This is a genomic window from Nakamurella sp. PAMC28650 (genome assembly GCF_014303395.1).
Lineage (GTDB): Bacteria > Actinomycetota > Actinomycetes > Mycobacteriales > Nakamurellaceae > Nakamurella.
On record NZ_CP060298.1, the window covers coordinates 4,778,452 to 4,803,875 of the forward strand.

A 25,424-nucleotide genomic window follows, 5' to 3' on the forward strand; every position below is an offset into this window, starting at 1 on the left:
GCCGTGACCGGTCTGCCGCCGCGGTCCGGTGCCGAAGCGTCGGCCCCGGCTCGGGCCGGGGCCGATCCGGCGCTGCCCGGCGACGATCCGGCCGCCCGGCATCGCCTCCCGGCCAGGGTGACGAACTACTGGCGGCTGCGGGCTGCCTCCTGGGGGGTGGTCGCGGCCGGACTGACGACCTGGTGGGCCATCGGTGTCGACTGGTTCGACCCCGTCGTCCGATGGTGCATCGTCGGGTTGGCCGTGCTGTGGTTCTTCGTCATCGGGGCGGCGATCGGGCCACCCATCCGGCGACGTCTGTTCTGGTACTCCATCTCGGGCGACGAGATCGATCTGCAGCACGGCTGGCTGGTCCGTACCCGCACCGTGATCCCGATGAACCGGGTGCAACATCTGAAATCCGAGCAGGGCCTGCTGGCGCGGCGCTTCCGTCTCTCCGACGTGCACATCCACACCGCGGCCGGAGCAGTCGTCATCGACGGCCTCGACCAGGACGAGGCGGCCGACCTCCGGACACGCATCTCGGCGCTGGCCGGGTTGGCCGATGACGTCTGAACCCTCGGCGCTGACCTCTCCGCCCGCCGGAGGGGCGGGTGGCGTGGAGGACGCGGCGTCGGAACGTCGGGTGGAGATCGCCGAGCGGCGACTGCACCCGGCCTACCTGGTGATCAGCCTTGGCCGCAGCATCCGGTCGCTGATCCCGCTGATCGCCGTTGGCATCTGGAAGGCACCGGGCTGGGTGATCGCCCTGTTCGCCGCCCTGATCGCCCTGCGGTCCCTGGGCGAATGGTGGGTCCGCAAGTACTCGGTCGTCGACGGCAGTCTGCGCGTCGTCTCCGGGCTGTTCAAGCGCACCCAGCACACCATCGGAATCGGCCGCATCACCGCCCTGGACGCCGAACGCGGTGTGGTGCAACGCTTGTTCCGCGTCTGGGGTCTCAAGGTGCAGACTCCCGGCAACAACCACCGTTCCTCGGTGCACCTCGCCTGCCTCTCGGCGGGCGCGTTGGAGGAACTCCGCGCGGCGCTGCGACCGGCCGACCACGGCCGGCCCGTCGTCGATCTCGGGAAGTCCCCGGCCGGATCGGCCGATCCGGCCGCGGGCGGCGTCAGATCAGGCGACAGTTCCGGCGGCGGAGCATCCGGCGGCGGAGCATCGGACGGCGCGGCATCGGACGGCGCGGCATCGGACGGCGGGGCATCGGACGGCGGGGCATCGGACCGCGCGCGTGCAGCGACCGCCGGGTCGGGCTCGCTCAAGACCGGGACCACCCTGGCCGTGCTGGACACCCGCACGCTATTGATCGCAGCCATCACCGGAACCTCGGTTCCCCTGATCCTGGCCGGCGCCGCCGCAACCTTCGGAAGGGCACGTGACCTGCTCCCCGAGAAGACCTTTCGCAGACTCACCCGCGAAGTGTTCGTCGGCGGCACGACCACGGCACTGCTCCTGCTGGCCGCCGCTGCCCTGGCCGTCCTGGCGGGCATCGCCCTCACCTCGCTCCGGTTGGCCAGGTTCACCCTGATCCGTGACGGCGACCAGCTGCGCATCAGTCGTGGTCTGCTGGCCCAGCGTTCCGGGACCATCCCCGTCGATCGTGTGCAGGCGGTACGCGTGGTCGAGGGTTGGTGGAGACGGATGCTCGGCTATTGCGCCCTCGAGGTGGAGGTGGCCGGTCTGAGCACGACCAACGACACGGAACGGATGCTCTTCCCGCTGGTCAAGGTGAGCGCGGCCCCGGCGTTGGTGGAGCGGGCGCTGCCCGAGCTCCAGTGGCGGCCGGTATCCCTGACCGCCGTGCCGGCCAGGGCACGTCGTCGCTACTTCACCCTGCCGGTGCTGGTGGCGTCCGCGCTGACGGCGGGCCTGGTGTTCCTCCCCGGCTGGGGGCGGTACCTGGCCGTCGTCCCGCTACCGCTGGCATTCCTGATCGGCTGGGGGCAGGCCGCCGATGCGGCCTGGTCCCTCGATGCCGGCACGGTCACCTTCCGGTGGCGGCGGGTCCTGGCCCGGCACACCTTGATCGCCCGCCGCCGCCGGGTGCAGCTGACCGAGATCACCATGACCCCCCTGCAGCGGCGGGCCGCTCTGGCCGGCATCCGGCTCTCGTTGTCCTCCCGGCGCAAGGCCAGGCTGCGTCATCTGGAGTCGCGGGACGCGATGATGCTGCTGCACGTGATCGGACGACGGGAGCACCGGGGCCCGGCGGATCAGGCAGGGGCCGTCGTGCTCCCGGCCGGCTCGTCGAACCGGCCGCCCGGTCGGCCCGCCGCCCCGTACCGTGGTTGGTGATGGATGCCAGCCCGAGACTCCCACCCGGCCCCGGTCGAACCGGAGCCATGCGCCGACGGCGGTCGGCCGTCATGTTGGCCCTGGTCGCCTGCGTCGCCGCCGCGTGCGGGAACTTCACCGCTTCGGCGTCGACCTTCACCGCCCAGCCGAGCCTGACCGCACCGGAGGTCACCCCGGTGGTCCCGGCGCAACTTCCGCCCCGGACCACGGCCGGCTCGGTCCCGCCGTCGAGCGCCACCCCCTCCACCGCCAAGCCGGCTCCGGCCGATCCCTGCCTGCCCACCGATCCGGCCGTCATCGCCGCCTGCCTGGCCGCGCCATGGGGGCTCGTGCCGTTGCCGGACGGCACCACGGCACTGGTCGGTGAGCGGACCACCGGCCGGATCCTGCGGATCTCGGCCGGCCGCAAGCCGGTGCTGGTGACCACCGTTCCCGGTATCGACGCCACGGGTGACGGCGGCCTGCTCGGACTCGCCGTCTCCCCGTCCTACACCGAGGACGGTCTGCTCTACGCCTACGTCACCACCAAGACGGACAACCGTGTCCTCCGGATCGCCGCCGGCGACGTACCCAAGGCGATCCTGACCGGGATCCCCAAGGGCCGCACGCACAACGGTGGCGCGATCGCCTTCACCGCCGAAGGGGTGCTCTACGTCGGCACCGGTGACGCGGGCGCGGCGCCCACAGCCGTCACGAGCAGTTCGCTGGCCGGCAAGTTGTTGCGGATCGACGAATTCGGCAAGCCGGCGGCCGGCAATCCGACGAAGACCTCGCCCGTCTTCTCGAGTGGTTTCACCCAGATCACCGGACTGTGCGTGCTCCCGACGGGTGCGATGGCGGCGATCGACCATCGCACCTCCGCCGACCTGCTGCTGCTCGCGAAGTCGGGGAAGAACTACACGACCCCGGCCTCCGGCGACGCGGTGTGGACCTGGAAGGCCGGTGACGGAGGCGCGGCCGACTGTGCGACGTCCCAGGGCGTGCTGGCCAACACCTCCCTCGGCAAGCAGCAGCTGGCCGGCATTGCGATGTCCACCACCGGCACGTTCTCCGGCAGCCCGCGGGTGCTGCTGGGCAATACCTACGGCCGGTTGCTGACGGTACAGCCCGGGGCCAAGGGCGCGCTCTGGATGACCACGTCCAACAAGGACGGACACGGCAGACCGGTGGCCGCGGACGATCGCGTCATCGTCCTGCCCAACGCCGGCAGCGCCGGCGGCAATGGCCCCGACTAGCCTGCCCTGCCCCGGCTCGGCTGGGCTCGGCTGGGCCGGGTTGCGCATGGATCAACATCGCAGGCATGGACGAAATTGACGACTTCTGTCACTCCAGTCCCAAAAGCGCAATGATGATCCATGCATGCGATCTTGATCCACGCCAACCCGGCCCCGGGCCGGCCTCAGTCCTGGACCCCGAGGGTCGTCAGGACCAGCGCGTGGACCCGGCCGGCGTCGGCCCGGCCCTTGGTCGCCTTCATCACGGCACCCACGATCGCGCCGACGGCCTTCAGGTTGCCACTGCGGATCCGGTCGGCCACCGCGGGCTGGGCGGCCAGTGCCTCGTCGACCGCGGACTGCAGAGCCGAGTCGTCGGACACGACGGCCAGGCCGCGGGCGGCCACCACCGCCTCGGGCTCGCCTTCGCCGTCGAGCACACCGTCGATGACCTGACGGGCGATCTTGGCGTTCAGCGAACCGTCCGCCACCAGCGCGATGACGCGCGCCAGCTGGCCGGGCGTGATCGCAAGCTCCGGCAAGGAGACCCCCAGCACGTTGGCCTTCTGCCCGAGGTAGGCCGACCACCAGGAGCGCGCCTCGGCCGGTGGGGCACCGGCGGCGACGGTCGCCTCCACCAGATCGACGGCGTCGGAGGCGAGCAGGTCGCGCATCTCCAGGTCGGTCAGCCCCCACGACTCCTGCAGGCGGGCACGGCGCACCCACGGCAGTTCGGGGAGCGCCGCCCGGATCTCTTCGACCCACGCCCGGTCCGGCGCGATCGGCACCAGGTCGGGCTCCGGGAAGTACCGATAGTCCTCGGCGGTCTCCTTGGAGCGGCCCGGGTTGGTGGTACCGGTCGACTCGTCGAAGTGCCTGGTCTCCTGCTTGATCGTCTCGCCGGCCGCGAGACGTGCTCCCTGACGGGTGATCTCGTAGCGGACGGCCCGTTCGACCGACCGCAGCGAGTTGACGTTCTTGGTCTCGGTGCGGGTACCCATCACCGGGATGCCCGCCGGCGTCAGGGACAGGTTGGCGTCGCAGCGGAGCGACCCCTGATCCATCCGGACGTCCGAGACATCAAGGGAGGCAAGTAGATCACGCAACGCCCCGACGTAGGCGCGGGCCACCGCCGGCGCCTTCTCCTTGGTCCCGAAGATCGGCTTGGTGACGATCTCGACCAGCGGGACGCCGGCCCGGTTGTAGTCCAGCAGCGAGTACTCGGCGCCCTGGATCCGTCCGGTGGAGCCGCCGACGTGCAGCGACTTCCCGGTGTCCTCCTCCATGTGGGCGCGCTCGATCTCGACCCGGACGATTTCTCCGTCGACGTCGACGTCCAGATATCCGTTGAAGGCGATCGGCTCGTCGTACTGGGAGATCTGGTAGTTCTTCGGCATGTCCGGGTAGAAGTAGTTCTTCCGCGACATCTGGCACCAGGTGGCGATCTCGCAGTTGAGGGCCAGCCCGATCCTGATCGCGTACTCGACCGCCTTTCCGTTGATCGTCGGCATCGCGCCGGGCAACGCCAGGCAGACCGGGCACACCTGCGTGTTCGGCTCGGCGCCGAACGCCGTCGAACAGCCGCAGAACATCTTGGTGACCGTGCCCAGTTCGACGTGCACCTCGAGACCCATGACGGGGTCGAAACGCTCGATCGCCTCGTCGTAGTCCATCAGGCCGGTGATGACGGCGGTCATGTGCGAACCTCCAGTTCGGGAGCGGAGTCGACGACGGTGCGGCCGTGAGCTGCCACATATCCGGCTTCGAAAGCCCCTGCCACACGGTACATCTGCTCTTCACCGAGCGCGGGTCCCATGATCTGCAGGCCCACCGGCAGTCCGGTGTCGGACGCGATTCCGCTGGGCACGCTCATCGCCGGGATCCCGGCCAGCGACCCCGGGATGGTGGCCAGGTCGTTGAGGTACATGGCCATCGGGTCGTCCACCTTCTCCCCCAGCCGGAACGCCGTCACGGGCGAGGCCGGCGAGATCAGCACATCGGCGGCGCCATAGGCCTTCTCGAAGTCCTGCCGGATCAGCGTCCGGACCTTGAGCGCAGACCCGTAGTAGGCGTCGTAGTAGCCGGCCGAGAGGGCGTAGGTGCCGAGGATGATGCGGCGCTTGACCTCCGCGCCGAATCCGGCACCGCGGGTCGCCGCCATGACGTCCTCGGCCGAGACCAGCGAACCGCCGTTGGCGATGTCACCGACCCGCATGCCGTAGCGCATCGCATCGAACCTGGCCAGGTTCGACGAGCACTCGCTCGGAAGGATCAGGTAGTAGGCCGCCAGTGCGTACTCGAAGTGCGGGCACGAGACCTCGACGATCTCGGCGCCGGCCTCGGTCAGCGCCGCGACTGCGGCCTCGAAGGACTCCATCACGCCGGGCTGGTAACCGTCGCCCTGCAACTGCTGGACCACGCCGATCTTCATGCCCCTGACGCCCTCGGTCTGCCCGCGGCGGACCGCGGCGACGACCTCGGGCACCGGGCGGTCGATCGAGGTCGAATCCCGCGGGTCGTGGCCCGCGATGACCTCGTGCAGCAACGCGGTGTCGAGCACCGTCCGGGCGCACGGACCGACCTGGTCGAGGGACGAGGCCAAGGCGATGACGCCGTAGCGGGACACGCCGCCGTACGTCGGCTTGGCCCCGACCGTTCCGGTGACCGACGCCGGCTGCCGGATCGAGCCGCCGGTGTCGGTACCGATGGCCAGCGGAGCCTCGAAGGCCGCCAACGCCGCAGCGCTGCCGCCGCCGGAGCCGCCGGGAATCCTCGTCAGGTCCCACGGGTTGTGGGTGGCGCCGTAGGCCGAGTTCTCGGTCGAGCTGCCCATCGCGAACTCGTCGAGGTTGGTCTTGCCCAGGATGACGACGCCGGCATCGAGCAGCCGCTGCGTCACGGTGGCGTTGTAGGGAGGGATCCAGCCTTCGAGGATCTTCGAGCCGGCGGTGGCCGGCGATCCCTTCTGGACCAGGATGTCCTTGAGCGCCAGCGGCACGCCGGTCAGCGTGGAGGCGCCCTTCTCGCCGCGGGCGTGTGCCGAATCCACGGCACGCGCCTGCTCCAGCGCGGATTCGCCCGACACGTGCAGGAACGCGTGCACGGCCCCGTCGACCGCACCGATCCGGTCGAGATGGGCCTGCGCGACCTCGACGGCGCTCACCTGACCAGAGGCGATCTCGCTTGCGAGGTCGGCCGCGGTCATCCGGGTCAGCTCCGTCACGATTCCTCCCCGAGGATCTGCGGCACGCGGAAACGCCCGTCCTGGGCGGACGGCGCACCGGCCAGCGCCTGCGCCTGGGAGACGCCTGGCACCGGCACGTCGGGGCGGAAGACGTTGGTCAGCGGCACGGCGTGCGTCGTCGGTTCGATGTCGCCGGCAGCCACGCGGGTGACGGCGGCCACCGAATCGAGGATGACCGACAGCTGGCCCACGTAGGTGTTCAATTCGGCCTCGGTCAGATCCAGCCGGGCCAGATGGGCGAGGTGGTCGACGTCGTCACGGGTGAGGTGGGGAGCCGCGGAACGGACCTCGCCGGCGGAACCGGCGGCGGCCGTGGACTCTGCAGAGCTGGACACGATCCTCCAAAAACCAGATGAGTCCCGCCGATTCTCGAACGTGGCGGGACGTGGCGGCACGTGTCGATCTTAGTTGGTCGAGCGTGCGCACTCCTGCCGTCGTCGGGCCGGCCACCCCTGCAGAAGTGGCAGAGAGTCGCAAGAAGTGGCACAGTGTGCCCGCCGAGGGCACAGAACGCTCGCACCGGCCAGACTTGCTGCCGTCACCTACCGGAAACCACCGGCCCGGATACTGACAGTGCACCGGCGACTACGGGAAATGCGATGGCAGTGACAGGGTCGGACAGCAGGGGCACCGCAGTGGCCGCGGTCGAACGGGAACGCGGCCGAAGTGACAGAGGTCGAACTGACATTGAGCGGGGAAACGGCACTCGATGATCGGCCCATCAGCATACGAAGGCGGTTCGATGTCCTACGTCCTACGCGTGGTCCTGCCCGACCGACCGGGCAGCCTGGGCGCCGTCGCCAGCGCCCTCGGCCGGGTCGGAGCGGACATCCTGGCCATGGACATCGTCGAACGTTCCTTCGAGAGCGCCGTCGATGACATCGTCGTCGATCTCCCCAGCGGCAAGCAGCCGGACGTGCTGATCACCGCCGCCGAGACGGTGCCGGGCGTGCGGGTGGAATCGGTGCGTCCGGACCCCGGTGTCGCCGACCGCCACCGCGAGTGGGAACTCGTCGAGGCGATCGCGGCCGAACCCGCCAGAGCCATCGAATCGCTCGCGCGGATGTTGCCGAAGGTGCTCCGCGCGGGCTGGGCGATCGTCGTCAGGGTGGGCGACGACAAGATCATCCACCTGCTGGCCGGCGGCGGCGGCGTGCCCAACCTGACCGGTGTCACTCCGGGCTGGGCCCCGGTCGACGAGGCGGGTGTGCTCGATCCCGAGGCCTACTGGGTGCCGGAGGACTGGAAGACGATCGGCACCGAGATGGCCGTCGCCCCTCTGGGATCGTCCGAGGTGGCCGTCATCGTCGGGCGGCCGGGCGGCCCGGCGCTGCGCGACTCCGAGGTGGCCAGACTGGCGCACCTGGCTGGTCTGACGGCGGTGGTCGCGGCCCGTGGGGTGCCGGTCCACCGTCACAGCGACCCTCCGGCCTGATCCACCGCGACGAACACGGCGGCACCTGTCGGCCGCCGCCGTGCCAGACTGCCCCGTGACCGAAGTGCCGTCCGCACCGAATCCGCCGCCGGGCGCCGTGCTCGTCCTCGGCGGAACGGCCGAGGCCAGGGCGCTGGCTGCCGCGGCCACGGCTGCGGAGGCGCGGATCGTCTCCTCGCTGGCCGGCCGGGTGAGCAGACCGGCCCTGCCGGTGGGACCGGTCCGCATCGGCGGTTTCGGCGGTGTCGCGGGTCTCACCGACTACCTGATCACCCATCGCATCGCGGCCGTGGTCGATGCCACCCATCCGTTCGCCGCCACCATGTCCGCGTCCGCGGCGTCCGCCTGCGCAACGCTGGGACTCCCGCTGCTGCGGCTGGCGCGGGCCGGTTGGTCCGGTCGGCTCGATGCCGGTGGGTGGCACTGGACCGGCTCCCCCCGGGAGGCCGCCGGTGTGGCCGCGGCGCTCGGATCGCGCGTCTTCCTGACGACGGGACGGCAGACCCTGGGCGATTTCCAACCGCTGGAGGACCGCTACGCGCTGGTCAGGGTGGTGGAGACGCCGCTGCAGGCGCTACCGGCCCGCTGGGAGCTGGTCCGCGACCGCGGTCCGTACTTCCTGGCCGGGGAGTTGGACCTGATGTCCGCGCGCGCAGTCGACGTACTCGTCACCAAGGACTCCGGCGGGGCGTACACCTCGGCGAAGCTGGACGCCGCCGGGCGACTGGGCGTCCCGGTGGTCGTGGTGCGGCGTCCGCCGGAGGTTCCTGGCGTGCAGGCCGTCGCTTCCGCCGCCGAGGCCGCCGTCTGGCTGCGGCGACATGCCGGCCGAGGTCGCCTCCGGTGAGCGGGTGGGACGTCACCGGCGAGGACGGCGGAGGACGCGCGGTGCGGGCAGGACCAGCACCACTGCGGCGGCGAGGACCGCTGCGGCGCCCGATACCACTGCTGAAAGCGTTGCCACCCGCAGGATGTCGGGAATCTCCGGGGCCGGCCCGTCGCCCAACCTGCCGCGGTCCTCGGTCCGACCGTGGTAGACGTTGACTCCGCCGATCCGCCGGCCCAGTGCCCCGGCGAAGGCCGCCTCGACCGGACCCGCGTTCGGACTGGGGTGGGCCGGCCCGTCACGGCGTGCGGCACTGATCGCCGCTGACGGACGGCCGCCGACCGCCGGGGCACACAGCGCGACCAGACCCACCGACAGCCGCGCCGGCACCCAGTTCACCACGTCGTCCAGACGTGCTGCAGCCCAACCGAATCGAAGATAGCGCGCGCTGCGGTGACCGATCATCGCGTCGAGGGTGTTCGCGGCCCGGTAGGCCAGCAGTCCCGGGATCCCGGCGACCGCCCCCCACATCAGCGGCGCGACCACCGCGTCTGCGGTGTTCTCCGCGACGGACTCGACGGTCGCCCGGATGATGGCAGCGGCATCGAGTTCCGTGGTGTCGCGGCCGACGAGGTGGGTGACCTGCTCACGGGCCGCCGGAAGATCCTCCGCGAGCAACTGCCCCGAGATCGTCCGTGCCTCCCGTTCCAGCGACCGGCCTCCGAGGACGACGAAAGTGGCCGCAGCCGTGGTCAGCACCCTGACCACCGGCCGCCGCGCGAAGCTCTCGACCGCCGATCCGAGCACCGCGGCCCCACCGACCAGCAGGCTGACGTGCGCGACACCGGCGATCCGGGCGTCCCGGTAGTCCCGGCGCTCCAACGCGGCGGCACCCGACCCGAAGCCGGACACCGGGTGGAACCGGCGGGGGTCGCCGAACAGCCGGTCGGCCGCGACGCCGAGCAGGAGGCCGAGAGCCCTGGCTGCGGCGCGGGAATCGCTCGTCACGCGGGTCAGCGTACGGTGGCCCGTGTCCTCGCTGCGCCGCGCACCTGTCCGTCCCGTCCTGTCTCCACCCTCGCCCATTGGAGCCGCATCCGATGCCAGCCCGCCGCACCCTGGTGACCGGTGGTGTCCGATCCGGAAAGTCCACCCGGGCGGAGTCCCTGCTGGCGCAGGAGGTCTCGGTGACCTATGTGGCCCCCGGCCAGCTTCCGGACCCGGTCGCCGACGCCGAGTGGGCCGAACGGGTTGCGCTGCACCAGGCCCGCCGGCCGGCGCACTGGAAGACCGTCGAGACCGTCGAGGTCGCCGCGGCGGTGTCAGCCGCACCCGGTGCGGTCCTGCTCGACTGCCTGGGCACCTGGGTGACCGCGGTGATGGATCAACTGCAGGGCTGGGAACGGCCGACCGGGCAGTGGCGCCCCGAGTTCGATGCCAGGGTCCAGGATCTGGCCACGGCCTGGCGGCTGGCGCCGGGCCCGCTGGTCGCCGTCACGAACGAGGTCGGCATGGGCGTGGTCCCGGAACATCGCTCCGGACGGCTGTTCCGCGACCTGCTCGGCACCGTCAACCAGCAGATCGCCGCGGTCAGCGACGACGTCCTGCTGGTGATCGCCGGCCGCGTGCTCAGGTTGTGACGACCGGTCATCTGCCGGCGGCCGCGCCGATCAGCAGGCAGGTGGCGGCCACCTCGATGCCGGCCCCCAGGACATCGCCGGTGATGCCGCCGAATCGCCGGCTGCAGCGCCGGATCAGGGCGATGACGACCGCGGCGGCCAGGACCACCGCGGCCGGTCCCTGCCACCACGGACGTCCGGAGAGCGCCATCACGGCGGACGCGATACCGGCGGCGACCAGGCCCCCGACTGCGGCGGCGGTCTGCGGCACCACCCCGGCCACCGTCGCGCCCAGACCGCCCGGCCGGGCCGCGGGGATCCCGGCGGCGCAGCCAACCAGCAGCGCCCAGCGAGCCAGGACGAGGAGCACGACTCCGCCGAGCAATCCCCAGGGACGATCGAGAACCGCGGCCAGGGAAGCGGTCTGCAGCAGCAGGATCAACACCAGGGTGGCAGCGCCGGCCGGGCCGGTATTGCCCCGGCGCATGATCTCCAGCGCACGCTCCCGGTCGTAGGACGCCGTCAGACCGTCGGCGGTGTCGGCCAGTCCGTCCAGGTGCAGACCACGGCTACCCAGCGCGAACGTCCCCACGACCAGGGCGGCCACGATCAACGGCGGCAGCGCCACGAGGCGGGCGAGTTCGCCGGCGGCGGCCGCTGCCACGGCGATCGGAAGGACGGCCAGCGGCGATGCCAGCATCGCCACCCGCGCGGTCGAGGCGTCGACGCGTCGTGGAGCCCCGACAGGGAAGGCGGTCAGCGTGCCGACGGCCAGCCGCAGCCCGTCACCGATCATCCGACGAAGCCGATGGCCGTGACGACGTGCTCCACCGCGCCGGACGGCGTGCGGTGGATCGAATGCACCTCACCGCTTTCCACCGGACGCCAGTCCAGCACGTCGAAGTCGTCACCGAGCAGGAGCGCCAACATGATGCGGATGGTGTCGCCGTGCGAGACGATGACGACGTCGCCGGCGGCGTCGGTGATCCAGGGCGAGGCCAGGATGCCCCCGACGCGGCCGAGTACGTCGCGCATGGATTCGCCCCCGGGGAGCCGGATCGAGGTGGCCGGAACGGGCTCCCCGTACTGCTGCAGGGCCCGCTGCGCCGCTGCTTCCCACTCGAGCGCGGCCTGCGCGCTGTCCATCCCCTCCAGGATGCCCAGGCCCTGTTCCCGCAGCAGGCTGCTCTCGATCGGCGTGAGACCGGTTGCCGCTCCGATGATCTCAGCGGTCTGGACGGCGCGCCGGAGGTCCGAGGTCAGCAGCCGGGTGGCGTCGAACCCGAGGAGCAGCTGGGCCACCGCGGCCGCCTGTTGCCGTCCGAGCGGGGTCAGCTCCGCCCCGTCGTTCTGGCCCTGTACGCGGCCCTGCACGTTCCAGGTGGACTGCCCGTGTCGCACCAGGTGGACGGCCGCGGCCGCGGGGGCCGCTGGGAAGGCCGGGGTCGCTGGGAGGGCCGGAGCGGCCGGGGCCGGCGTCCCCTGATCCGGGCGGTCGGCGGTCATTCCGGGGCCAGCGGGTCGAAGCCCGCCACCGACCCGATGACGGTGACCGCGGGTGGGACGAGACCGGCGGCGACGGTCGCCGCCGCGATGTCCGCCAGGGTGGCCCGCACGGTGCGCTGGCCGGGATGGCCGGCGTCGGCGACGGTCGCAGCGGGTGTAGCCGGGTCCATCCCCGACGCGATCAGCTTGGCCGAGATCGCCGGCAGGGTCGCCACTCCCATCATGACGACCAGGGCGGTACCCGTCCTGGCCAGCGCGGCCCAGTCGAGCGTCGACCGGGGATCGTCGGGCGGGACGTGGCCGCTGACCACGGTGAAACCCTGGTTCAGGCTGCGATGGGTCACCGGGATCCCGGCCAGTGCCGGCGCTGCCAGCGCCGACGACACCCCGGGCACCAACTGCACCTCGATGCCGGCCGCCGCGCAGGCCTGCCATTCCTCGCCGCCGCGCCCGAAGACGAAGTTGTCCCCGCCCTTGAGCCGCACGACGGACTTCCCGGCCCGGGCGTGCGCGATCAGCAACCGGTTGATCTCCTCCTGCGAGGTGAACTCGCCGCGCGGAATCTTGGCCACATCGATGATCTCGGTGCCGGGCCGCACCCACTGCAAGGCGGCCAGGGGAGCCAACCGGTCGGCGATCACCACGTCGGCCTCCTGGATGGCCCGCATCCCGGTCAACGTCAGCAGGCCGGGGTCGCCCGGTCCCCCGCCGACCAGCACGACGCGGCCGCCGGGCTTCAGCCGCCCGCCGGCCGGCTCGTGCGAGGCCAGCCCGGTCCCGATCAGGCAGAACCGGCGCAGCGCCGTTGCACGGCTGACGATCTCGGCGTCCGCCTGCGGATCCCCGGTGGCCGCGTAGATCAACCAGGCGTTCGCGAGGTCCTCATCGGTGACCTCCCGCTCGTGCAGCGTGATCAGTTCGCGTTCGGCGAAGTCGGCCACCGAGGCCACCGGGTCGGTCGAGAACACCACCACCGTCGCCCGACTGGCGCGCAGCGCGGCCACCCGTCCGAGCGCGGCGACCCCGCCCCCGACGACCACGACCTCACGGCCCCGGACCGGCAGATCGACCAGCAGACCTGCGATCGGACCGCTCATGCCCGTACCTCCTGCACCGCAGCGGTTCCGGCCCGCTCGCGCCGCCTGTCGGCGCCCGCCGCGGCCGCGAGGGTGGCCAGGTGACCCAGTAACCTTCGGCTGACCGCGGGTTCCCGGACCGCGATCCGGATCCAGTCCTGCCCCAACCCCGGGAACGTGTCTCCGCGGCGCACGGCGAAGCCATGCCCGCGCAGGGCTTCTCTGACGGAACCGTTCCGTCCGATCGCGCCGGTGTCGACCAGCACGAACGGCGTGCACGGTCTGCCGACGACGGGAAGGCCCAGTTCGGCGAGTCCGGCCGTCAGTACCTCACGATGCGCCGCGATCACCGAGGCGGCCTCGGCCGCCTCGGCCAGCGCGTCCGGCTCCAGGCAGGCGACGATGGCGACGAGCGCCGGGGTGGACACCGGCCAGTGAGGCTGCTGGGCCCGCATCGCGGCGATGACCGACTCGTCGCCGAGGGCGTATCCGGCCCGCAGGCCCGCTATGCCCCAGGTCTTGGTCAGCGACCGCAGGACCACGAGGCCCGGCAGGTTCGCGCCGGCCAACGATTCGGGCTCCTGCGGAACCGCGTCCATGAAGGCCTCGTCGACCACCACGGTCCGTCCCGGGCGCACCAGGTCCCTGAGCACGGTCGATGCGTGCAACGTGCCGGTCGGGTTCGTCGGGTTGCCGATGAACACCAGGTCGGCGTCCGGCGGAATCTGCCGGGCCTCGAGGGTGAAACCGTCTGCAGCACGCAGGATCACCCGGTGGACCGGATGCCCGGCCGCGACCAGGGCGGCCTCCGGTTCGGTGAACTGGGGGTGGACCACCACGGCCTTCCGGGGCCGCAGGGCCCTGGCCAGCAGGGTGAACGCCTCCGCGCCACCGGAGGTGGGGAGCACCTGCCCGACTGGACGCCGGTGGCGGGCCGCGATCGCCTCGATCGCCTCGCCCGGACGCGGATAGTGCGCGAGATCAGCGACGCTGTCGGTGATCCGGGCCGCCAGCCAGCCCGGCGGCCTCGTCAGCCTGACGTTGACGGCGAGATCCACCAGGTCGCCGCTGATCTCCGCGTCGCCGTGATGGTCCAGGTCGACCTCGACGGGCCCGGCATCCACGACGGGCCGCAGTGCTCCGGCCGGGCCGGCCGTCGTCGCAGGGCCTCCGTCGGACCACGGGATGGCGGCATGCACGGCGTGGGCGAAAGCTGCGGCCATGGAGGGGTATCCGGCCCAGTGGGTATGCAGGTAGGACGCGTGCAGCGTCGGCCGTCCGGTACCCGCCGGGTCCTCGCTGAAGCCGGCCGGGACGCCGTCCAGCAGCCAGGCCGCCGTGGCGCCGCTGGCGGGTTCGACGGTGGTGCGGTGGAACTCGTGTCCGGTGGAGCGAAACCCGGCCGGAGCCAGCAGGGAATCGGCCGGGCTGATCGCGGTGCGGTAGGAGAGGGTGAGTTTCGGGGTCATCCGGGCCCCGGCCGGGATCACGCCCACCATGCCTGCTCCGTCCACGGTGTCGGCGAGGTACAGCAGCCCGGCGCACTCGGCCACCGTCGGGACACCGGCATCGATGGCTGCCCGCAACGATTCCCGCATCGCGGTGTTGGCCGCGAGTCCGTCCGCGTGCACCTCGGGGAAACCGCCACCGAGGTAGATGCCCTGGGTGCCCGCCGGGAGAGCGCCGTCGGAGATCGGGTCGAAGATCACCGGCTGCAGACCGGCCGCCCGCAGCAGTTCGTCGGTCTCGGCGTACCGGAACGTGAAGGCCCTGCCCCCGGCCACGGCGACCACCGGCCGGCCGGCTGGGGAAGGCAGGTCGAAGGGCACGAGTTCCTGCTCCGGGTCCCACGGGGTCGACGGCAGATCCGTTGCACCCCGGGCGATCCGGACGACCTCGTCCAGGTCGATCGCACTCGCGATCCGTGCGGCGAGGAGGTCGAGAGCGGCCCGCGCATCCTCCCGCTCCTGCGCCGGGACCAGGCCGAGGTGTCGTGACGGGGCGGCGACCCCGACGTCCCGGTCGAGCACGCCCAGCACCGGGATTCCGGTGGCCTCGAGCGCCGAGACGACCTCACCGGAATGACGGGCGGAGGCACCCTTGTTGAGGATGACGCCGGCGATCCGGACCGAGGTGTCGAAGGTGGCCAGCCCGTGGACCACCGCGGCGTGGGTGCGGGACGCCGACGAGATGTCGACGACGAGGATCACCGGCGCCCTGACCACACCGGCCACATGGGCGGTCGAGGCGAAGCCCTCGCGTCCGATGGCACCGTCGAACAGGCCCATCACGCCTTCGATGACGGCGATGTCTGCCTGCTCCGGCGTGGCCGCACCGTGCAGGAGGAGCGGGACCAGACGGTGCTCGCCCACCAGGTGTGGATCGAGATTGCGACCTGGACGGCCGGTCGCCAGCGAGTGGTATCCGGGATCGATGTAGTCCGGGCCCACCTTGTGGCCGGAGACGACGTAGCCGGCGTTGCGCAGAGCGGCCATCAGGCCGATCGCAATCGTCGTCTTGCCGTGCCCGGAGGCCGGCGCTGCGATGACGATCCTCGGGAGCGACGTCAGCCCCGCCATCGGCCCGATGCCCGTAGCGTGCGGTCCCGTCACCACTCGATCCCCCTCTGCCCCTTCTGCCCGACGTCCATCGGGTGTTTGACACAGGTCATCTCGGTGACCAGGTCGGCGGCCTCCAGTAGTTTGGGGTCGGCCCGCCGCCCGGTGATCACCACGTGCTGGTGACCGGTTCGTTCCGCCAGAGTGCTGACCACGTCGTCGATGTCGACCCAGCCCCAGTTGATCGGATAGGTGAACTCGTCGAGGACGTACAACCCGTGGGTCTGCGCCAGCAGTCGGCGCTTGATCTCCTGCCAGCCGTCGGCGGCCTGCGCCGCATGGTCGGATTCGGAGCCGGCCTGGCGGCTCCACGACCATCCCGAACCCATCTTGTGCCACTCGATGGGCCCTCCCGTGCCCTGCTCGTCGTGCAGCGCGCCCAGGGTCTCGAAGGCGGTCTGCTCGCCGATCCGCCACTTCGCGTTCTTGACGAACTGGAACACACCGACCGACCATCCCTGGTTCCAACCGCGCAGCGCGAGACCGAAGGCTGCAGTGGACTTTCCCTTGCCGTCGCCGGTATGCACCATCAGCAGAGGGCGATTGCGTCGCTGCCGCGTCGTCAGACCGTCCTGGGGAACGGATTCCGGTTGTCCCTGCGGCATCAGGCTGCCCGGCCGTTGCGTCCGGCTGCCCGGCCGTTGCGTCCGGCTGCCCGGCCGTGACGTCCGGCGGGCCGGCCGTCGCCGTTGCTGCCACGGACGTCACCTACGTCACGGACCTCACGGACGGCCCCGGCCAGGGCCTGGGCCCCCACCTCGGCCAGTGGGACGTACTGGGCGGCCAGGCTCCGGGCGAGCGCACCGGCCAGACCCATCCGGAACGGACCGCTCTCGCAGTCGATCACCAGACTCGAGACCCGCTCGGCCGCCAGGAGCGCGGCGGCGCGGCGCGAGCGGCGCAGCGCGTCGTCGCCGGCGGTGGCCCGCCCGTCGGTGACGACCACCAGCAGTGGACGCCGCCGGGGATCCCGGATCCGTTCCAGCCGGAGGATTTCCCTGGACATCAGCAGGCCCTCGGCAAGCGGCGTGCGTCCTCCCGCCGGAAGGTCCTCCAGTCGGCGGGCGGCGACCTCGACGGACGACGTCGGCGGCAGGGCCAGCGTGGCGCCGGCCCCGCGGAAGGTCACCAGAGCGACCTTGTCCCGTCGTTGGTAGGCGTCCATCAGCAGGGACAGCACAGCCGTCTTGATCTGCTCCATCCGCTTGCGGGCCGCCATCGAACCCGAGGCGTCGACGCACAGCAGCACCAGGTTGGATTCGCGGCCCTCCTTGACGGCCATCCGGAGGTCGTCGTGCTGCAGGAGCAGGCCGGGCCCGGTGCGTCCCCGGCTCACCTGTTGCGGCGCTGCGGCTCTCACCGTTGCGGTCAGGTGCACGCTGCCGCCGGACCGGCCGACCAGCGGCATCGCGCCGACCGTCCGGCCCAGCGAGGTGATGGCGCGCGACCGCTTGCCGGCCTCGCCCTCGCCGCTACCGGCGACGGTGAACAGCTTCGTCCGGAAGGCGGCTCCGGAAGTCGCCGTGCTGCTCGTCGCCGCACCGCCGGCATCCGGGCCGGCAGACGGGGCGGCAGACGGCCTGCGTTCGGCCGCTACATCCCGATCAGGGCCGCCGGCCACATCCGGCCCTGCGTCTCGGATCTCGAACGACTCCGGCTCACCATCGCGACCATCGCGGGCGGCGCGGCCATCGCGGGCGGCGGCCCCGGCGCGCTCGGCGGCCGCACTCTCGTCCTCCGGGAGTCCGTCGGCATCGGTCCGCGCACCGTCGGGCACGGGGCCGTCGGACGGCCGTCGGTCAGAGGACGGCTCGTCCGGCTGCGGGGCGTCAGGGTCTGGTTCCTGGTCGCCGAGCACGGCATCCAGTAGATCCTCGTCGAGGCCAGGAGCATCGAAAGGGTTGCGGCGACGGCGATGTGGCAGGGCCAGCCGGGCTGCCGCGCGGATGTCGGCCCGGCTCACCGCCGTCCGCCCGTGCCAGGCGGCGTGCGCCACCGCAGCTCTCGCGGTCACGATGTCCGCGCGCATGCCGTCCACTTCGAAGACCGAGCACACCTCGGCGATCTTGACCAGCGCGGCATCGGAGAGGGTGACCCCGGCGAGGTCCGCCTGTCCCTGCCGGATCCGGGCCGCCATCTCCCGTTCCACAACCTCGTAGCGCCGGGCGAAGCTGTCCGGGTTGGCGTCGAAGGCCAGTCGCCGGCGGATCACCTCGGCCCGCAGACCGGGATCACGGGGTGCACTGATCTGGACCGTCAGCCCGAACCGGTCCAGCAGTTGCGGGCGCAGTTCGCCTTCCTCCGGATTCATCGTCCCGACCAGCACGAAGCGGGCGGCGTGGGCGACCGAGACGCCGTCGCGCTCGACCGTCGACCGGCCCATCGCCGCAGCGTCGAGCAGCAGATCGACCAGGTGATCGTGCAGCAGGTTCACCTCGTCGACGTAGAGCAGGCCGCGATGTGCGGCCGCGAGCAGCCCGGGCTCGTACTCGGTGACACCCGCCGAGAGCGCCTTCTCCAGGTGGAGGGAGCCGATCACCCGATCCTCGGTCGCACCGACCGGGAGTTCCACCAGCCGGGCCGGGCGCAGCGTCGAGGTACCGGCGTGCTGTGCGACGTCGGGGCAGGCCGGGTCAGGGTCGTGGGGATCGCAGGAGAAGCGGCATCCGTCGACGACGTCGACGGGGGGCAGCAGTGCGGCCAGCGCGCGAACCATCGTCGATTTGGCGGTGCCCTTCTCCCCGCGGACGAGCACTCCGCCGATCGCCGGGGAGACGGCGCACAGAGCCAGCGCCAGGGCCATGTCGTCGGATCCGACGACGGCTGTGAAGGGAAAGGTGCGCATGCCCGGTACCTACCGCTTTCGCCTCATGCGGGTGTCCACGCCCGCGTTGATGGACCGAAGCCCAGGTGGCGAGCGACGGGACGAACCGAGACGTCCTGGCTTCCGGCAGTTCCGATGAGCTCGGACCTGCAGGTCACAGTGGCGGGACCGCTCCGGATTCACCGATCCCCTGCAGGGGTCGATCCACCGGTATTCCTCTCGAGAAGTCGACGTCATGCTCCCACAGATGCATCCACCGCCGGCACCGGGCCGGACCGGCCGCGGTCGGCCCGAAGACGCCCGTGTCCGGTTGGACTACTGTCCGAAACCATGCCCACCGACCCGCCGGAGCCGACCGCTGCGCCCAGCCACCGGGTGATCGTCGTCGGGATCGGGGCCGACGGCTGGGCCGGTCTCGGGGAGGCGGCCCGACAGGTGGTCATGGCCGCCCCGCTGGTCATCGGCGGCCATCGTCACCAGGGGCTCCTGCCCGACCTCCCCGGCCAGGACCGACGCCGCTGGCCCACCCCGCTGCTACCGAATCTGGCCGCGCTGCTGGCCGAGTACCGCGACCGGCAGATCGTCGTCCTCGCCTCCGGGGACCCGATGCGCTCCGGCATCGGCACCGCGTTGATCGAACGGTTGGGCCCCGATCAGGTCCGCGTCATCCCTGCGATCTCCTCAGTGGCCCTGGCCGGCGCCCGGATGGGCTGGTCGGCAGAGTCGACCGATGTGGTGACGGTCGTCGGCCGGAATCCGCACTCCGTACTCGCCCGGCTCGGCCCGGAGCGACGGCTGATCGTGCTGTCCTCCGACCAGCACACCCCCGCTCTGGTCGCCGCACTGCTGGTGGGTGCCGGCTACGGATCGAGCCGCATGACGGTCCTGGGTGAGCTCGGCGGTCCCGACGAGTCCGCGGAGTCCGCGACCGCTGCGGCCTGGACGTCCGACAGCCCGCGGCTGAACCTGATCTGCCTGGAGCTGCAGCCGGATCACGGCACTCCCCTGCTCGCCGGCATCCCCGGGCTGCCGGACACCGCCTTCGAGAACGACGGGCAACTGACGAAGCGGGACGTGCGGGCCAGCGCGCTGTCCCGGCTGGGTCCGGTACCGGGTCAACTGCTCTGGGACGTCGGGGCCGGGGCCGGATCGGTGGCGATCGAGTGGGCACGGACCGACCCGCGGTGTTCGGCGATCGCACTGGAGCAGGACCCGGAGCGGGCCGCGCGGATCACCCGCAATGCGCAGAGTCTCGGGGTGCCGGGGGTCCGGGTGATCACCGGGCCGGCCCCGGCGGTGTTGGCCGGGCTGCCCACTCCGCAGGCCGTCTTCGTCGGAGGCGGGGCCACTGCTTCCGGCGTGATCGACAAGTGTTGGGGTGCGCTGGCTCCCGGTGGCCGGCTGGTCGTGCACGGCGTCACCCTGGAGACCGATGCGGTGCTCGCGGACAGATACCGGTCGCTCGGTGGTGAGCTCGTCCGGCTGTCGGTGGAACGGGCCGCGCCGATCGGGTCCTTCACCGGCTGGACACCGGCACGCGCCGTGACGCAGTGGTCCATCACCAAGGTTCCGACGGCCGGGCACCCGGCGGAAGGGGGCACGTCATGACCGTCCACTTCATCGGGGCCGGCCCCGGGGCCGCCGACCTGCTGACCCTGCGGGCGGTGACGTTGATGGGGTCGGCGCGGGTCTGCCTCTATGCCGGGACCTACATCACGGCGGAGGTTCTCGCGCACTGCGCGGCCGGTGCCGAGCTGATCGACACCCAACACCTGGATCTCGACGGAATCATCGGGCACCTGACGCGCGCACATGCCGCCGGTCACGACGTGGCCCGGCTGTGCTCCGGTGATCCGTCGCTGTACTCGGCGTTGGCCGAACAGACACGCCGGCTGGACGCCATCGGCGTGCCATGGGATGTCACGCCCGGAGTGCCAGCCTACGCCGCCGCCGCCGCCGTTCTCGGTCGGGAACTGACCGCACCCGAGTTGTCCCAGACAGTCATCCTGACCAGGACGCAGGCCAGATCGACGAAGATGCCCGACACCGAGGCGCTGCCGGTCCTGGCCCGCAGCCACGCGACGATCGTGTTGCACCTGGCCATCACCCGCATCCGTCAGGTGGTCGCCGATCTGGTCCCCGAGTACGGGACGGACGCTCCGGTGGCGGTGGTGGCCAACGCTTCTGCCGCTTCCGAGGTGGTGCTCCGGGGAACGCTGTCGGACATCTCCGACCAGGTGGAGGCCGCCGGTCTCCGTCAGGCCGCCGTCATCATCGTCGGAAAAACTTTGGGCGCAATGGATTTCGTCGACTCCCACCTCTACGCCCCCCGCGCACGCTGAGCACCGGTCGGCCGCCGGCGTCGGGTCAGGGGGCGAGGAGTGCGACGGCCTGGGCGGCGCAGGCAGACCAGGCCGGGGTCCCGACGGTGATCAGCGAGAAGTGGTCACCCGGAACGGTGGTCAGGGTGGCGTCGCCGCCGGCCCTGGTGGCGGCACCGACGTAGTCGGCACTCTGCGAATAGGGCACATGGGAGTCGGAGCGGCTGTGCACGCATCGGACGGGAACCCGGTTCGGCAGCGCCTGCTGGGGAGAGGCGATCTGGTAGCGGGCCGCCACCGCGTCGGGACTGCCACCGAGGAGATCCTGTTCCGCACCGCCGCCGAGATCGTCCCTGGCCGCCGCCACCAGGTCCAGCACCCCCGCCTGGGACACGACGCCCGTCACCGGAACCTGCGAACCGGCCCGCGGGTCGGCCTCGTTGACCGCACCCCGCCCGGCCGCCCACACGGCGAGCTGACCGCCGGCCGAATGCCCGATGACGACGACCCGGCCCAGGTCGAGCCCGGCCAGGGCGGCCACCGGACGCAGATGGTCGATCCCGGCCGCGACGTCCCGGAACGTGTGCGGCCAGCCGCCTCCGTCGCCGACCCGGCGGTATTCCAGGTTCCAGGCCGGGTAGCCCCGTGATGCCAGGTCGTGGGCCAGGGGTGCCCCGAGGTCCGCGCCGTATTCAGCCGACCAGAAGCCGCCGTGGATGATCACGGCGACCCCCGGATGCCGGGGGCCGGTCGGCAGGTAGAGCTCCCCCCACTGCGAATCGTCTGTGCCGTAGGCGATGTGGTGCGGACCGGGACCGGTGAGGGCGACCTCGGCGGTGTCCCTGGTCACCGACCGCGAGGACGCGATGCCGGCCACCGGCGTCACCGCCGCGATCCCGGCCGACGATGCGGGAACTGTCGGGACCAGCGCCCCGCTGGGGCCGGGTGGCGTTGCAGGTCCGGCGGCGTCAACCGGATCAGCGCAGCCGACGACCGCGAACGGGAGCATCGCAGCTGCCGTCACGGCGGCCCGACGGGACCATCGCGGCCCACCTCCGGCCGCCGGGCATGGGTGGTTCTCAGGAGGCGGCACGGCAGGTGATTCGGCGCCGAAGGTCAGCAGGATGGTGATGCGGGCGGGCCCGGCGACCGTTGTGCGAAGCGGTTCGGAGCCCTACCGTCGGACGATGAGCACCCCCGAACCGCGCCGGTTGGTGGTCCGCGGCTGCGACGTCCTCGAGGTACCGGCCGAGGGCGAGTGCACCGTGGTGAGCGGGAAGGACATCCACATCACCGGGAATCTGATCACCTCGATCGTCCCGACCGGTCGACCGGTGCCGCGGGCAGCCGAAATCCTGGACGGGACCGGTCTGCTCGCCACGCCCGGACTGGTGAACGGGCACACCCACAGCCCGATGGTGCTGTTCCGGGGCGCCGCCGAGGACGTTCCGGTGCACGACTGGTTCAACAAGCGGGTCTGGCCGATGGAGAGCAACCTGACCGCGCAGGACGTCCACCACGGGGCCCTGCTGGCGTGCGCCGAGATGATCTCCTCCGGGGTGACGACCTTCGTCGACCACTACTTCTTCCCCGAGCAGATCGCCGAAGCCGTTGCGAGCACCGGGATCCGGGCCAACATCGCGCCGACCTTCTTCAGCAGCCAGGGGCCGGCGGCCCTGGCGGAAACCGTCGCGTTCGCGGAGCACTGGCACGGCGGTGCCGGCGGCCGGGTGACGGTCTCCCTGGGGCCGCACGCTCCCTACACGGTGGACGACGCCGATCTGACGACCCTGGCCGTTCACGCGCGCCGGCTGGGTATCGGACTGCACCTGCACGCCAGCGAGAACCTGGCCCAGACCGAGTCGAGCATGGCCCGGCGCGGTATCACCCCGATCGAGGTGCTCGAGCGCACCGGGATCCTGGACGCCGGGGTGATGATCGCCCACGGCTGCGGCATCATCCCGCAGGACTACGCGATGTTGGCCGACCACGCGGACCGGGTGGCGGTGACGAGCTGCCCGAAGGTCTACCTCAAGCACGCGCTCTGGCCGCTGACCCCGATCCGGGACCTGCTCGACCTGGGTGTCACGGTGGCCGCCGGCACCGATGGCGCAGCCGGCCACAACACGCTGGACGTGTGGGAAGCGCTCCGACTGGTGGCGATGACGCAGAAGCTCGAGACCAGGGACGCGATGTTCCTCTCGGTGTCCGACACCCTGCGGCTGGCGATGCGGGGAGGGGCGGCGGCAGCCCGGCTCCCACCGGGGGCCGGTGCCCTGGAACCGGGGCAGCTGGCCGACATCGTGCTGGTCGACCTGTCCGGGCTGCACCACCGCCCGCTGCACGATCCGAGGGCCGCCCTGGTCTACGGGGTGCAGACCAACGACGTGAAGTCGGTGGTGGTCGACGGCAGGGTGCTGATGCGGGACCGGAAGCTGCTGACCGTCGACGTTCCCGGGTTGCTGGCCGAGATCGACGCCAGGACCGGCAGGCTGGTCGACACGTCCTCGGGAGCTTCCGTCCAGTTCTACGACCCGTGACGAACGCCCGCATGGATCAACTTCGCCGTCATGGGACCGGAGTGACAGGAGTCGTCACTTTCGTCCATGCGTGCGAAGTTGATCCATGCGGGACGGGGCGGGTCAGTGGCGTCGCGAGGCGCTGAGTTCCAGCTCGGGCCTGGCCTGCTCGTCGACCTGCCGGGCCTCGAGTTCGTCCTGGGCGACCTGCTGGTCGACGACCTGGGCGTCCAGCACCACGTTGAGTTCCTCCGGGTCGACATTGCTGGCCCGCAGCGGGGTTTCCCTGATGCAGAGGATGACGATCGCGCCGACGGCCGCGGCCACGGCGCTGATCCCGAAGGCCCAGGCCGTACCGATGCCGTACGACTCCTTGACCACTGCGGCGACCGGGGCCGGCAGAGTGGCCGTGTTCGGGGTGCCCGAGGATGCGCCGAGCACCGACGGATCGATGCCCAGTCGGGTCAGACCGGACTGGAGGTTGGACGTGACCTTCGAGGCCAGCACGGCGCCGAGCGCACTGACACCGATGGCGCCACCGAGTGAACGGATGAACGAGACCGTGGCCGACGCGCTGCCGATGTCGCGGATCGACACGCTGTTCTGGACCGCGAGCACGAGGTTCTGCATCGTCGCCCCCATGCCACTGCCGGCCAGCACCATGCCGATGGCCAGCACCCAGTAGGGCGAGGTCGCCGACATCGTCGACAGCACAGCGAGTCCGACGACCAGCAGGACGCCACCGACGGCCAGGTAGCGCTTCCACTTCCCGGTGCTGGTGATGACCCGGCCGACGATCAGGGACGTCAGGAACATGCCAAGGACCAGCGGGATGGTGGCCACCCCGGACATGGTCGGGGTGTTGCCACGGGCGACCTGGAAGTACTGGCTCAGGAACACGGTGATCCCGTAGAGCGAGGATCCGACCATCAGGCTCGCTACGGAGGCCAGCGCGACGGTGCGGTTCTTGAAGATCTTCAGCGGGATGATCGGCTCGGCCACCCTGGTCTCGACCCAGACCGCGATGCCCAGCAGCAGCAGGCCGCCGATCACCATGGCCGCGGACGGGAGGGAGATCCAGGAGAAGTTGGTGCCGGCGAGCGAGACCCAGATCAGCAGGAGGCTCACGCCGGCGACGATCAGGGTGGCGCCGAGGTAGTCGATCCGGGCCTTCCGCCTGAGCGTCGGGAGCTTCAGGGTCTTCTGCAGCACGACGATGGCGGCGACCGCGAACGGCACACCCACGTAGAAGCACCAGCGCCAACCGAGCCAGGAGGTGTCGACGATGACGCCGCCGACCAGCGGGCCGAGCACGGTGGCCAGCGCGAAGACGGCACCGAGGTAACCGCTGTAGCGACCACGCTCCCTGGGCGAGATCATCCGGGCCATGATGACCTGCACCAGGGCCAGCAGACCGCCGGCGCCGATGCCCTGGATCGCCCTCGCGAAGATCAGCATGCCGACGCTCTGCGACAGACCGGCGACGGCCGAACCCCCGACGTACACGACCAGGGAGATCTGCACCAGCAGCTTCGGGCTCATCAGGTCCGAGAGCTTGCCCCAGATCGGGGTGGTCGCCGTGAGCGCGAGCAGGGTGGCGACGACCACCCACGTGTAGCCGGACTCGGTGCCGTGCAGCTGACGGATGATGGTCGGCAGCGCGTTGGTCACCACGGTCGAGGACAGCATCGCGACGAACATGCCGATCAGCAGGCCCGAGAGGGACTGCAGGATCTGACGGTGCGACATGCTGCCGATCTCGCCGGTGTGGTGGGCCGAGGAGAGTTGCGGGGCCGGTGATTTGGCCTCGGTCCGAAGGTGCCGGGGCCGATGGGGGGCAGTGCTGGTCATGAATTCACACTTTCGAGGAGCAGGTGTTCTGGCGAATGGTGGTGGTGGCGCCCGCCCCGGTGGGGGCCGGACGAAGAG

Annotated in this window: 21 protein-coding genes and 1 riboswitch; of the genes, 9 read left to right on the plus strand and 12 right to left on the minus strand. The window is 71.4% G+C overall.

Annotation, left to right across the window (positions count from 1 at the left end):
• Positions 1-3 precede the first annotated feature (3 nt).
• The 3 genes from H7F38_RS21725 to H7F38_RS21735 are packed head-to-tail and all read left to right on the plus strand — an operon-like array spanning position 4 to position 3,528.
• Positions 4-555 (plus strand): PH domain-containing protein, encoded by a 552-nt coding sequence (locus H7F38_RS21725; protein WP_187091727.1) that lies wholly within the window; start codon positions 4-6, stop codon positions 553-555.
• Entirely contained in the window at positions 545-2,293 is a 1,749-nt protein-coding gene (locus tag H7F38_RS21730) for a PH domain-containing protein (RefSeq protein ID WP_187091728.1), read from the plus strand. The genes H7F38_RS21725 and H7F38_RS21730 overlap by 11 nt, the downstream gene beginning before the upstream one ends.
• The gene (locus tag H7F38_RS21735) at positions 2,293-3,528 is read left to right on the plus strand and encodes a sorbosone dehydrogenase family protein (RefSeq protein ID WP_187091729.1); all 1,236 of its coding nucleotides are present in this window, start codon (positions 2,293-2,295) and stop codon (positions 3,526-3,528) included. The genes H7F38_RS21730 and H7F38_RS21735 overlap by 1 nt, the downstream gene beginning before the upstream one ends.
• Positions 3,529-3,692: 164 nt before the next feature.
• Here H7F38_RS21735 and gatB read toward each other — a convergent pair whose 3' ends face one another.
• Genes gatB through gatC form a run of 3 tightly spaced genes read right to left on the minus strand, consistent with a single transcriptional unit; the run spans position 3,693 to position 6,984 of the window.
• Entirely contained in the window at positions 3,693-5,204 is a 1,512-nt protein-coding gene (gatB, locus tag H7F38_RS21740) for an Asp-tRNA(Asn)/Glu-tRNA(Gln) amidotransferase subunit GatB (RefSeq protein ID WP_187091730.1), read from the minus strand.
• Positions 5,201-6,730, minus strand: a complete 1,530-nt coding sequence (gatA, locus tag H7F38_RS21745; RefSeq protein ID WP_187091731.1) for an Asp-tRNA(Asn)/Glu-tRNA(Gln) amidotransferase subunit GatA — start codon at positions 6,728-6,730, stop codon at positions 5,201-5,203. The genes gatB and gatA overlap by 4 nt, the downstream gene beginning before the upstream one ends.
• Complete coding sequence (gene gatC, locus H7F38_RS21750; RefSeq protein WP_370531404.1) at positions 6,727-6,984, minus strand: Asp-tRNA(Asn)/Glu-tRNA(Gln) amidotransferase subunit GatC; 258 nt, start codon at positions 6,982-6,984, stop codon at positions 6,727-6,729. The genes gatA and gatC overlap by 4 nt, the downstream gene beginning before the upstream one ends.
• Before the next feature lie 509 nt (positions 6,985-7,493).
• On the opposite strand from gatC, the gene H7F38_RS21755 reads away from it, so the two are divergent.
• Positions 7,494-8,186, plus strand: coding sequence for an amino acid-binding protein (locus H7F38_RS21755; protein WP_187091733.1), 693 nt, complete (start codon positions 7,494-7,496; stop codon positions 8,184-8,186).
• A gap of 55 nt (positions 8,187-8,241) precedes the next feature.
• On the plus strand, positions 8,242-9,033 hold the full coding sequence (locus H7F38_RS21760) for a cobalt-precorrin-6A reductase (RefSeq protein ID WP_255498113.1): 792 nt from the start codon (positions 8,242-8,244) through the stop codon (positions 9,031-9,033).
• 12 nt (positions 9,034-9,045) lie between these two features.
• Here H7F38_RS21760 and H7F38_RS21765 read toward each other — a convergent pair whose 3' ends face one another.
• On the minus strand, positions 9,046-10,020 hold the full coding sequence (locus H7F38_RS21765) for a cobalamin biosynthesis protein (protein ID WP_255498114.1): 975 nt from the start codon (positions 10,018-10,020) through the stop codon (positions 9,046-9,048).
• A gap of 92 nt (positions 10,021-10,112) precedes the next feature.
• Between H7F38_RS21765 and cobU the strand changes: the two genes are divergently transcribed.
• Entirely contained in the window at positions 10,113-10,652 is a 540-nt protein-coding gene (gene cobU / locus H7F38_RS21770; protein ID WP_187091735.1) for a bifunctional adenosylcobinamide kinase/adenosylcobinamide-phosphate guanylyltransferase, read from the plus strand.
• A gap of 7 nt (positions 10,653-10,659) precedes the next feature.
• On the opposite strand, the gene H7F38_RS21775 is transcribed toward cobU, so the two are convergent.
• Genes H7F38_RS21775 through H7F38_RS21800 form a run of 6 tightly spaced genes read right to left on the minus strand, consistent with a single transcriptional unit; the run spans position 10,660 to position 18,676 of the window.
• Positions 10,660-11,427 carry an adenosylcobinamide-GDP ribazoletransferase gene (locus tag H7F38_RS21775; RefSeq protein ID WP_187091736.1) on the minus strand — a complete coding sequence of 256 codons (768 nt, stop codon included), beginning with the start codon at positions 11,425-11,427 and terminating at the stop codon, positions 10,660-10,662.
• Positions 11,424-12,137, minus strand: a complete 714-nt coding sequence (locus H7F38_RS21780; protein WP_187091737.1) for a histidine phosphatase family protein — start codon at positions 12,135-12,137, stop codon at positions 11,424-11,426. The genes H7F38_RS21775 and H7F38_RS21780 overlap by 4 nt, the downstream gene beginning before the upstream one ends.
• On the minus strand, positions 12,134-13,234 hold the full coding sequence (gene cobA, locus H7F38_RS21785) for a uroporphyrinogen-III C-methyltransferase (RefSeq protein WP_187091738.1): 1,101 nt from the start codon (positions 13,232-13,234) through the stop codon (positions 12,134-12,136). Before cobA ends, H7F38_RS21780 begins: the two co-directional genes overlap by 4 nt.
• Positions 13,231-15,792, minus strand: a complete 2,562-nt coding sequence (locus H7F38_RS21790) for a cobyrinate a,c-diamide synthase (protein WP_187094889.1) — start codon at positions 15,790-15,792, stop codon at positions 13,231-13,233. Before H7F38_RS21790 ends, cobA begins: the two co-directional genes overlap by 4 nt.
• A gap of 29 nt (positions 15,793-15,821) precedes the next feature.
• Positions 15,822-16,436 carry a cob(I)yrinic acid a,c-diamide adenosyltransferase gene (cobO, locus tag H7F38_RS21795; protein ID WP_187091739.1) on the minus strand — a complete coding sequence of 205 codons (615 nt, stop codon included), beginning with the start codon at positions 16,434-16,436 and terminating at the stop codon, positions 15,822-15,824.
• Positions 16,436-18,676 (minus strand): VWA domain-containing protein, encoded by a 2,241-nt coding sequence (locus H7F38_RS21800; protein WP_187091740.1) that lies wholly within the window; start codon positions 18,674-18,676, stop codon positions 16,436-16,438. Before H7F38_RS21800 ends, cobO begins: the two co-directional genes overlap by 1 nt.
• Positions 18,677-18,750: 74 nt before the next feature.
• Positions 18,751-18,905: riboswitch (cobalamin riboswitch) on the minus strand.
• Positions 18,906-18,985: 80 nt separating this feature from the next.
• On the opposite strand from H7F38_RS21800, the gene cbiE reads away from it, so the two are divergent.
• Together cbiE and H7F38_RS21810 are read left to right on the plus strand one after the other, a co-directional pair.
• Positions 18,986-20,263 carry a precorrin-6y C5,15-methyltransferase (decarboxylating) subunit CbiE gene (gene cbiE / locus H7F38_RS21805; RefSeq protein WP_187091741.1) on the plus strand — a complete coding sequence of 426 codons (1,278 nt, stop codon included), beginning with the start codon at positions 18,986-18,988 and terminating at the stop codon, positions 20,261-20,263.
• Positions 20,260-20,997 carry a cobalt-precorrin-4/precorrin-4 C(11)-methyltransferase gene (locus tag H7F38_RS21810; protein ID WP_187091742.1) on the plus strand — a complete coding sequence of 246 codons (738 nt, stop codon included), beginning with the start codon at positions 20,260-20,262 and terminating at the stop codon, positions 20,995-20,997. The genes cbiE and H7F38_RS21810 overlap by 4 nt, the downstream gene beginning before the upstream one ends.
• Before the next feature lie 25 nt (positions 20,998-21,022).
• Here H7F38_RS21810 and H7F38_RS21815 read toward each other — a convergent pair whose 3' ends face one another.
• Positions 21,023-22,000 (minus strand): S9 family peptidase, encoded by a 978-nt coding sequence (locus H7F38_RS21815; RefSeq protein WP_222618247.1) that lies wholly within the window; start codon positions 21,998-22,000, stop codon positions 21,023-21,025.
• Positions 22,001-22,163: 163 nt separating this feature from the next.
• Between H7F38_RS21815 and H7F38_RS21820 the strand changes: the two genes are divergently transcribed.
• The gene (locus tag H7F38_RS21820) at positions 22,164-23,516 is read left to right on the plus strand and encodes an amidohydrolase (RefSeq protein WP_187091743.1); all 1,353 of its coding nucleotides are present in this window, start codon (positions 22,164-22,166) and stop codon (positions 23,514-23,516) included.
• A gap of 102 nt (positions 23,517-23,618) precedes the next feature.
• Here the strand turns inward: H7F38_RS21820 and H7F38_RS21825 are convergent, their stop codons facing one another.
• Positions 23,619-25,244, minus strand: coding sequence for an MDR family MFS transporter (locus tag H7F38_RS21825; RefSeq protein ID WP_187094891.1), 1,626 nt, complete (start codon positions 25,242-25,244; stop codon positions 23,619-23,621).
• Positions 25,245-25,424 lie beyond the last annotated feature (180 nt).

Excerpts from the sequence above, each read along its gene's own strand:
- H7F38_RS21755 (WP_187091733.1), top strand. The coding sequence starts at position 7,494 with ATGTCCTACGTCCTACGCGTGGTCCTGCCCGACCGACCGGGCAGCCTG.
- gatB (WP_187091730.1), bottom strand. The coding sequence starts at position 5,204 with ATGACCGCCGTCATCACCGGCCTGATGGACTACGACGAGGCGATCGAG.
- H7F38_RS21790 (WP_187094889.1), bottom strand. The coding sequence starts at position 15,792 with ATGGCGGGGCTGACGTCGCTCCCGAGGATCGTCATCGCAGCGCCGGCC.
- H7F38_RS21800 (WP_187091740.1), bottom strand. The coding sequence starts at position 18,676 with ATGCGCACCTTTCCCTTCACAGCCGTCGTCGGATCCGACGACATGGCC.
- cobA (WP_187091738.1), bottom strand. The coding sequence starts at position 13,234 with ATGAGCGGTCCGATCGCAGGTCTGCTGGTCGATCTGCCGGTCCGGGGC.
- H7F38_RS21780 (WP_187091737.1), bottom strand. The coding sequence starts at position 12,137 with ATGACCGCCGACCGCCCGGATCAGGGGACGCCGGCCCCGGCCGCTCCG.
- cobO (WP_187091739.1), bottom strand. The coding sequence starts at position 16,436 with ATGCCGCAGGGACAACCGGAATCCGTTCCCCAGGACGGTCTGACGACG.
- H7F38_RS21820 (WP_187091743.1), top strand. The coding sequence starts at position 22,164 with ATGAGCACCCCCGAACCGCGCCGGTTGGTGGTCCGCGGCTGCGACGTC.
- H7F38_RS21825 (WP_187094891.1), bottom strand. The coding sequence starts at position 25,244 with ATGTCGCACCGTCAGATCCTGCAGTCCCTCTCGGGCCTGCTGATCGGC.
- cbiE (WP_187091741.1), top strand. The coding sequence starts at position 18,986 with ATGCCCACCGACCCGCCGGAGCCGACCGCTGCGCCCAGCCACCGGGTG.
- H7F38_RS21810 (WP_187091742.1), top strand. The coding sequence starts at position 20,260 with ATGACCGTCCACTTCATCGGGGCCGGCCCCGGGGCCGCCGACCTGCTG.
- cobU (WP_187091735.1), top strand. The coding sequence starts at position 10,113 with ATGCCAGCCCGCCGCACCCTGGTGACCGGTGGTGTCCGATCCGGAAAG.
- H7F38_RS21775 (WP_187091736.1), bottom strand. The coding sequence starts at position 11,427 with ATGATCGGTGACGGGCTGCGGCTGGCCGTCGGCACGCTGACCGCCTTC.
- H7F38_RS21730 (WP_187091728.1), top strand. The coding sequence starts at position 545 with ATGACGTCTGAACCCTCGGCGCTGACCTCTCCGCCCGCCGGAGGGGCG.
- H7F38_RS21735 (WP_187091729.1), top strand. The coding sequence starts at position 2,293 with ATGGATGCCAGCCCGAGACTCCCACCCGGCCCCGGTCGAACCGGAGCC.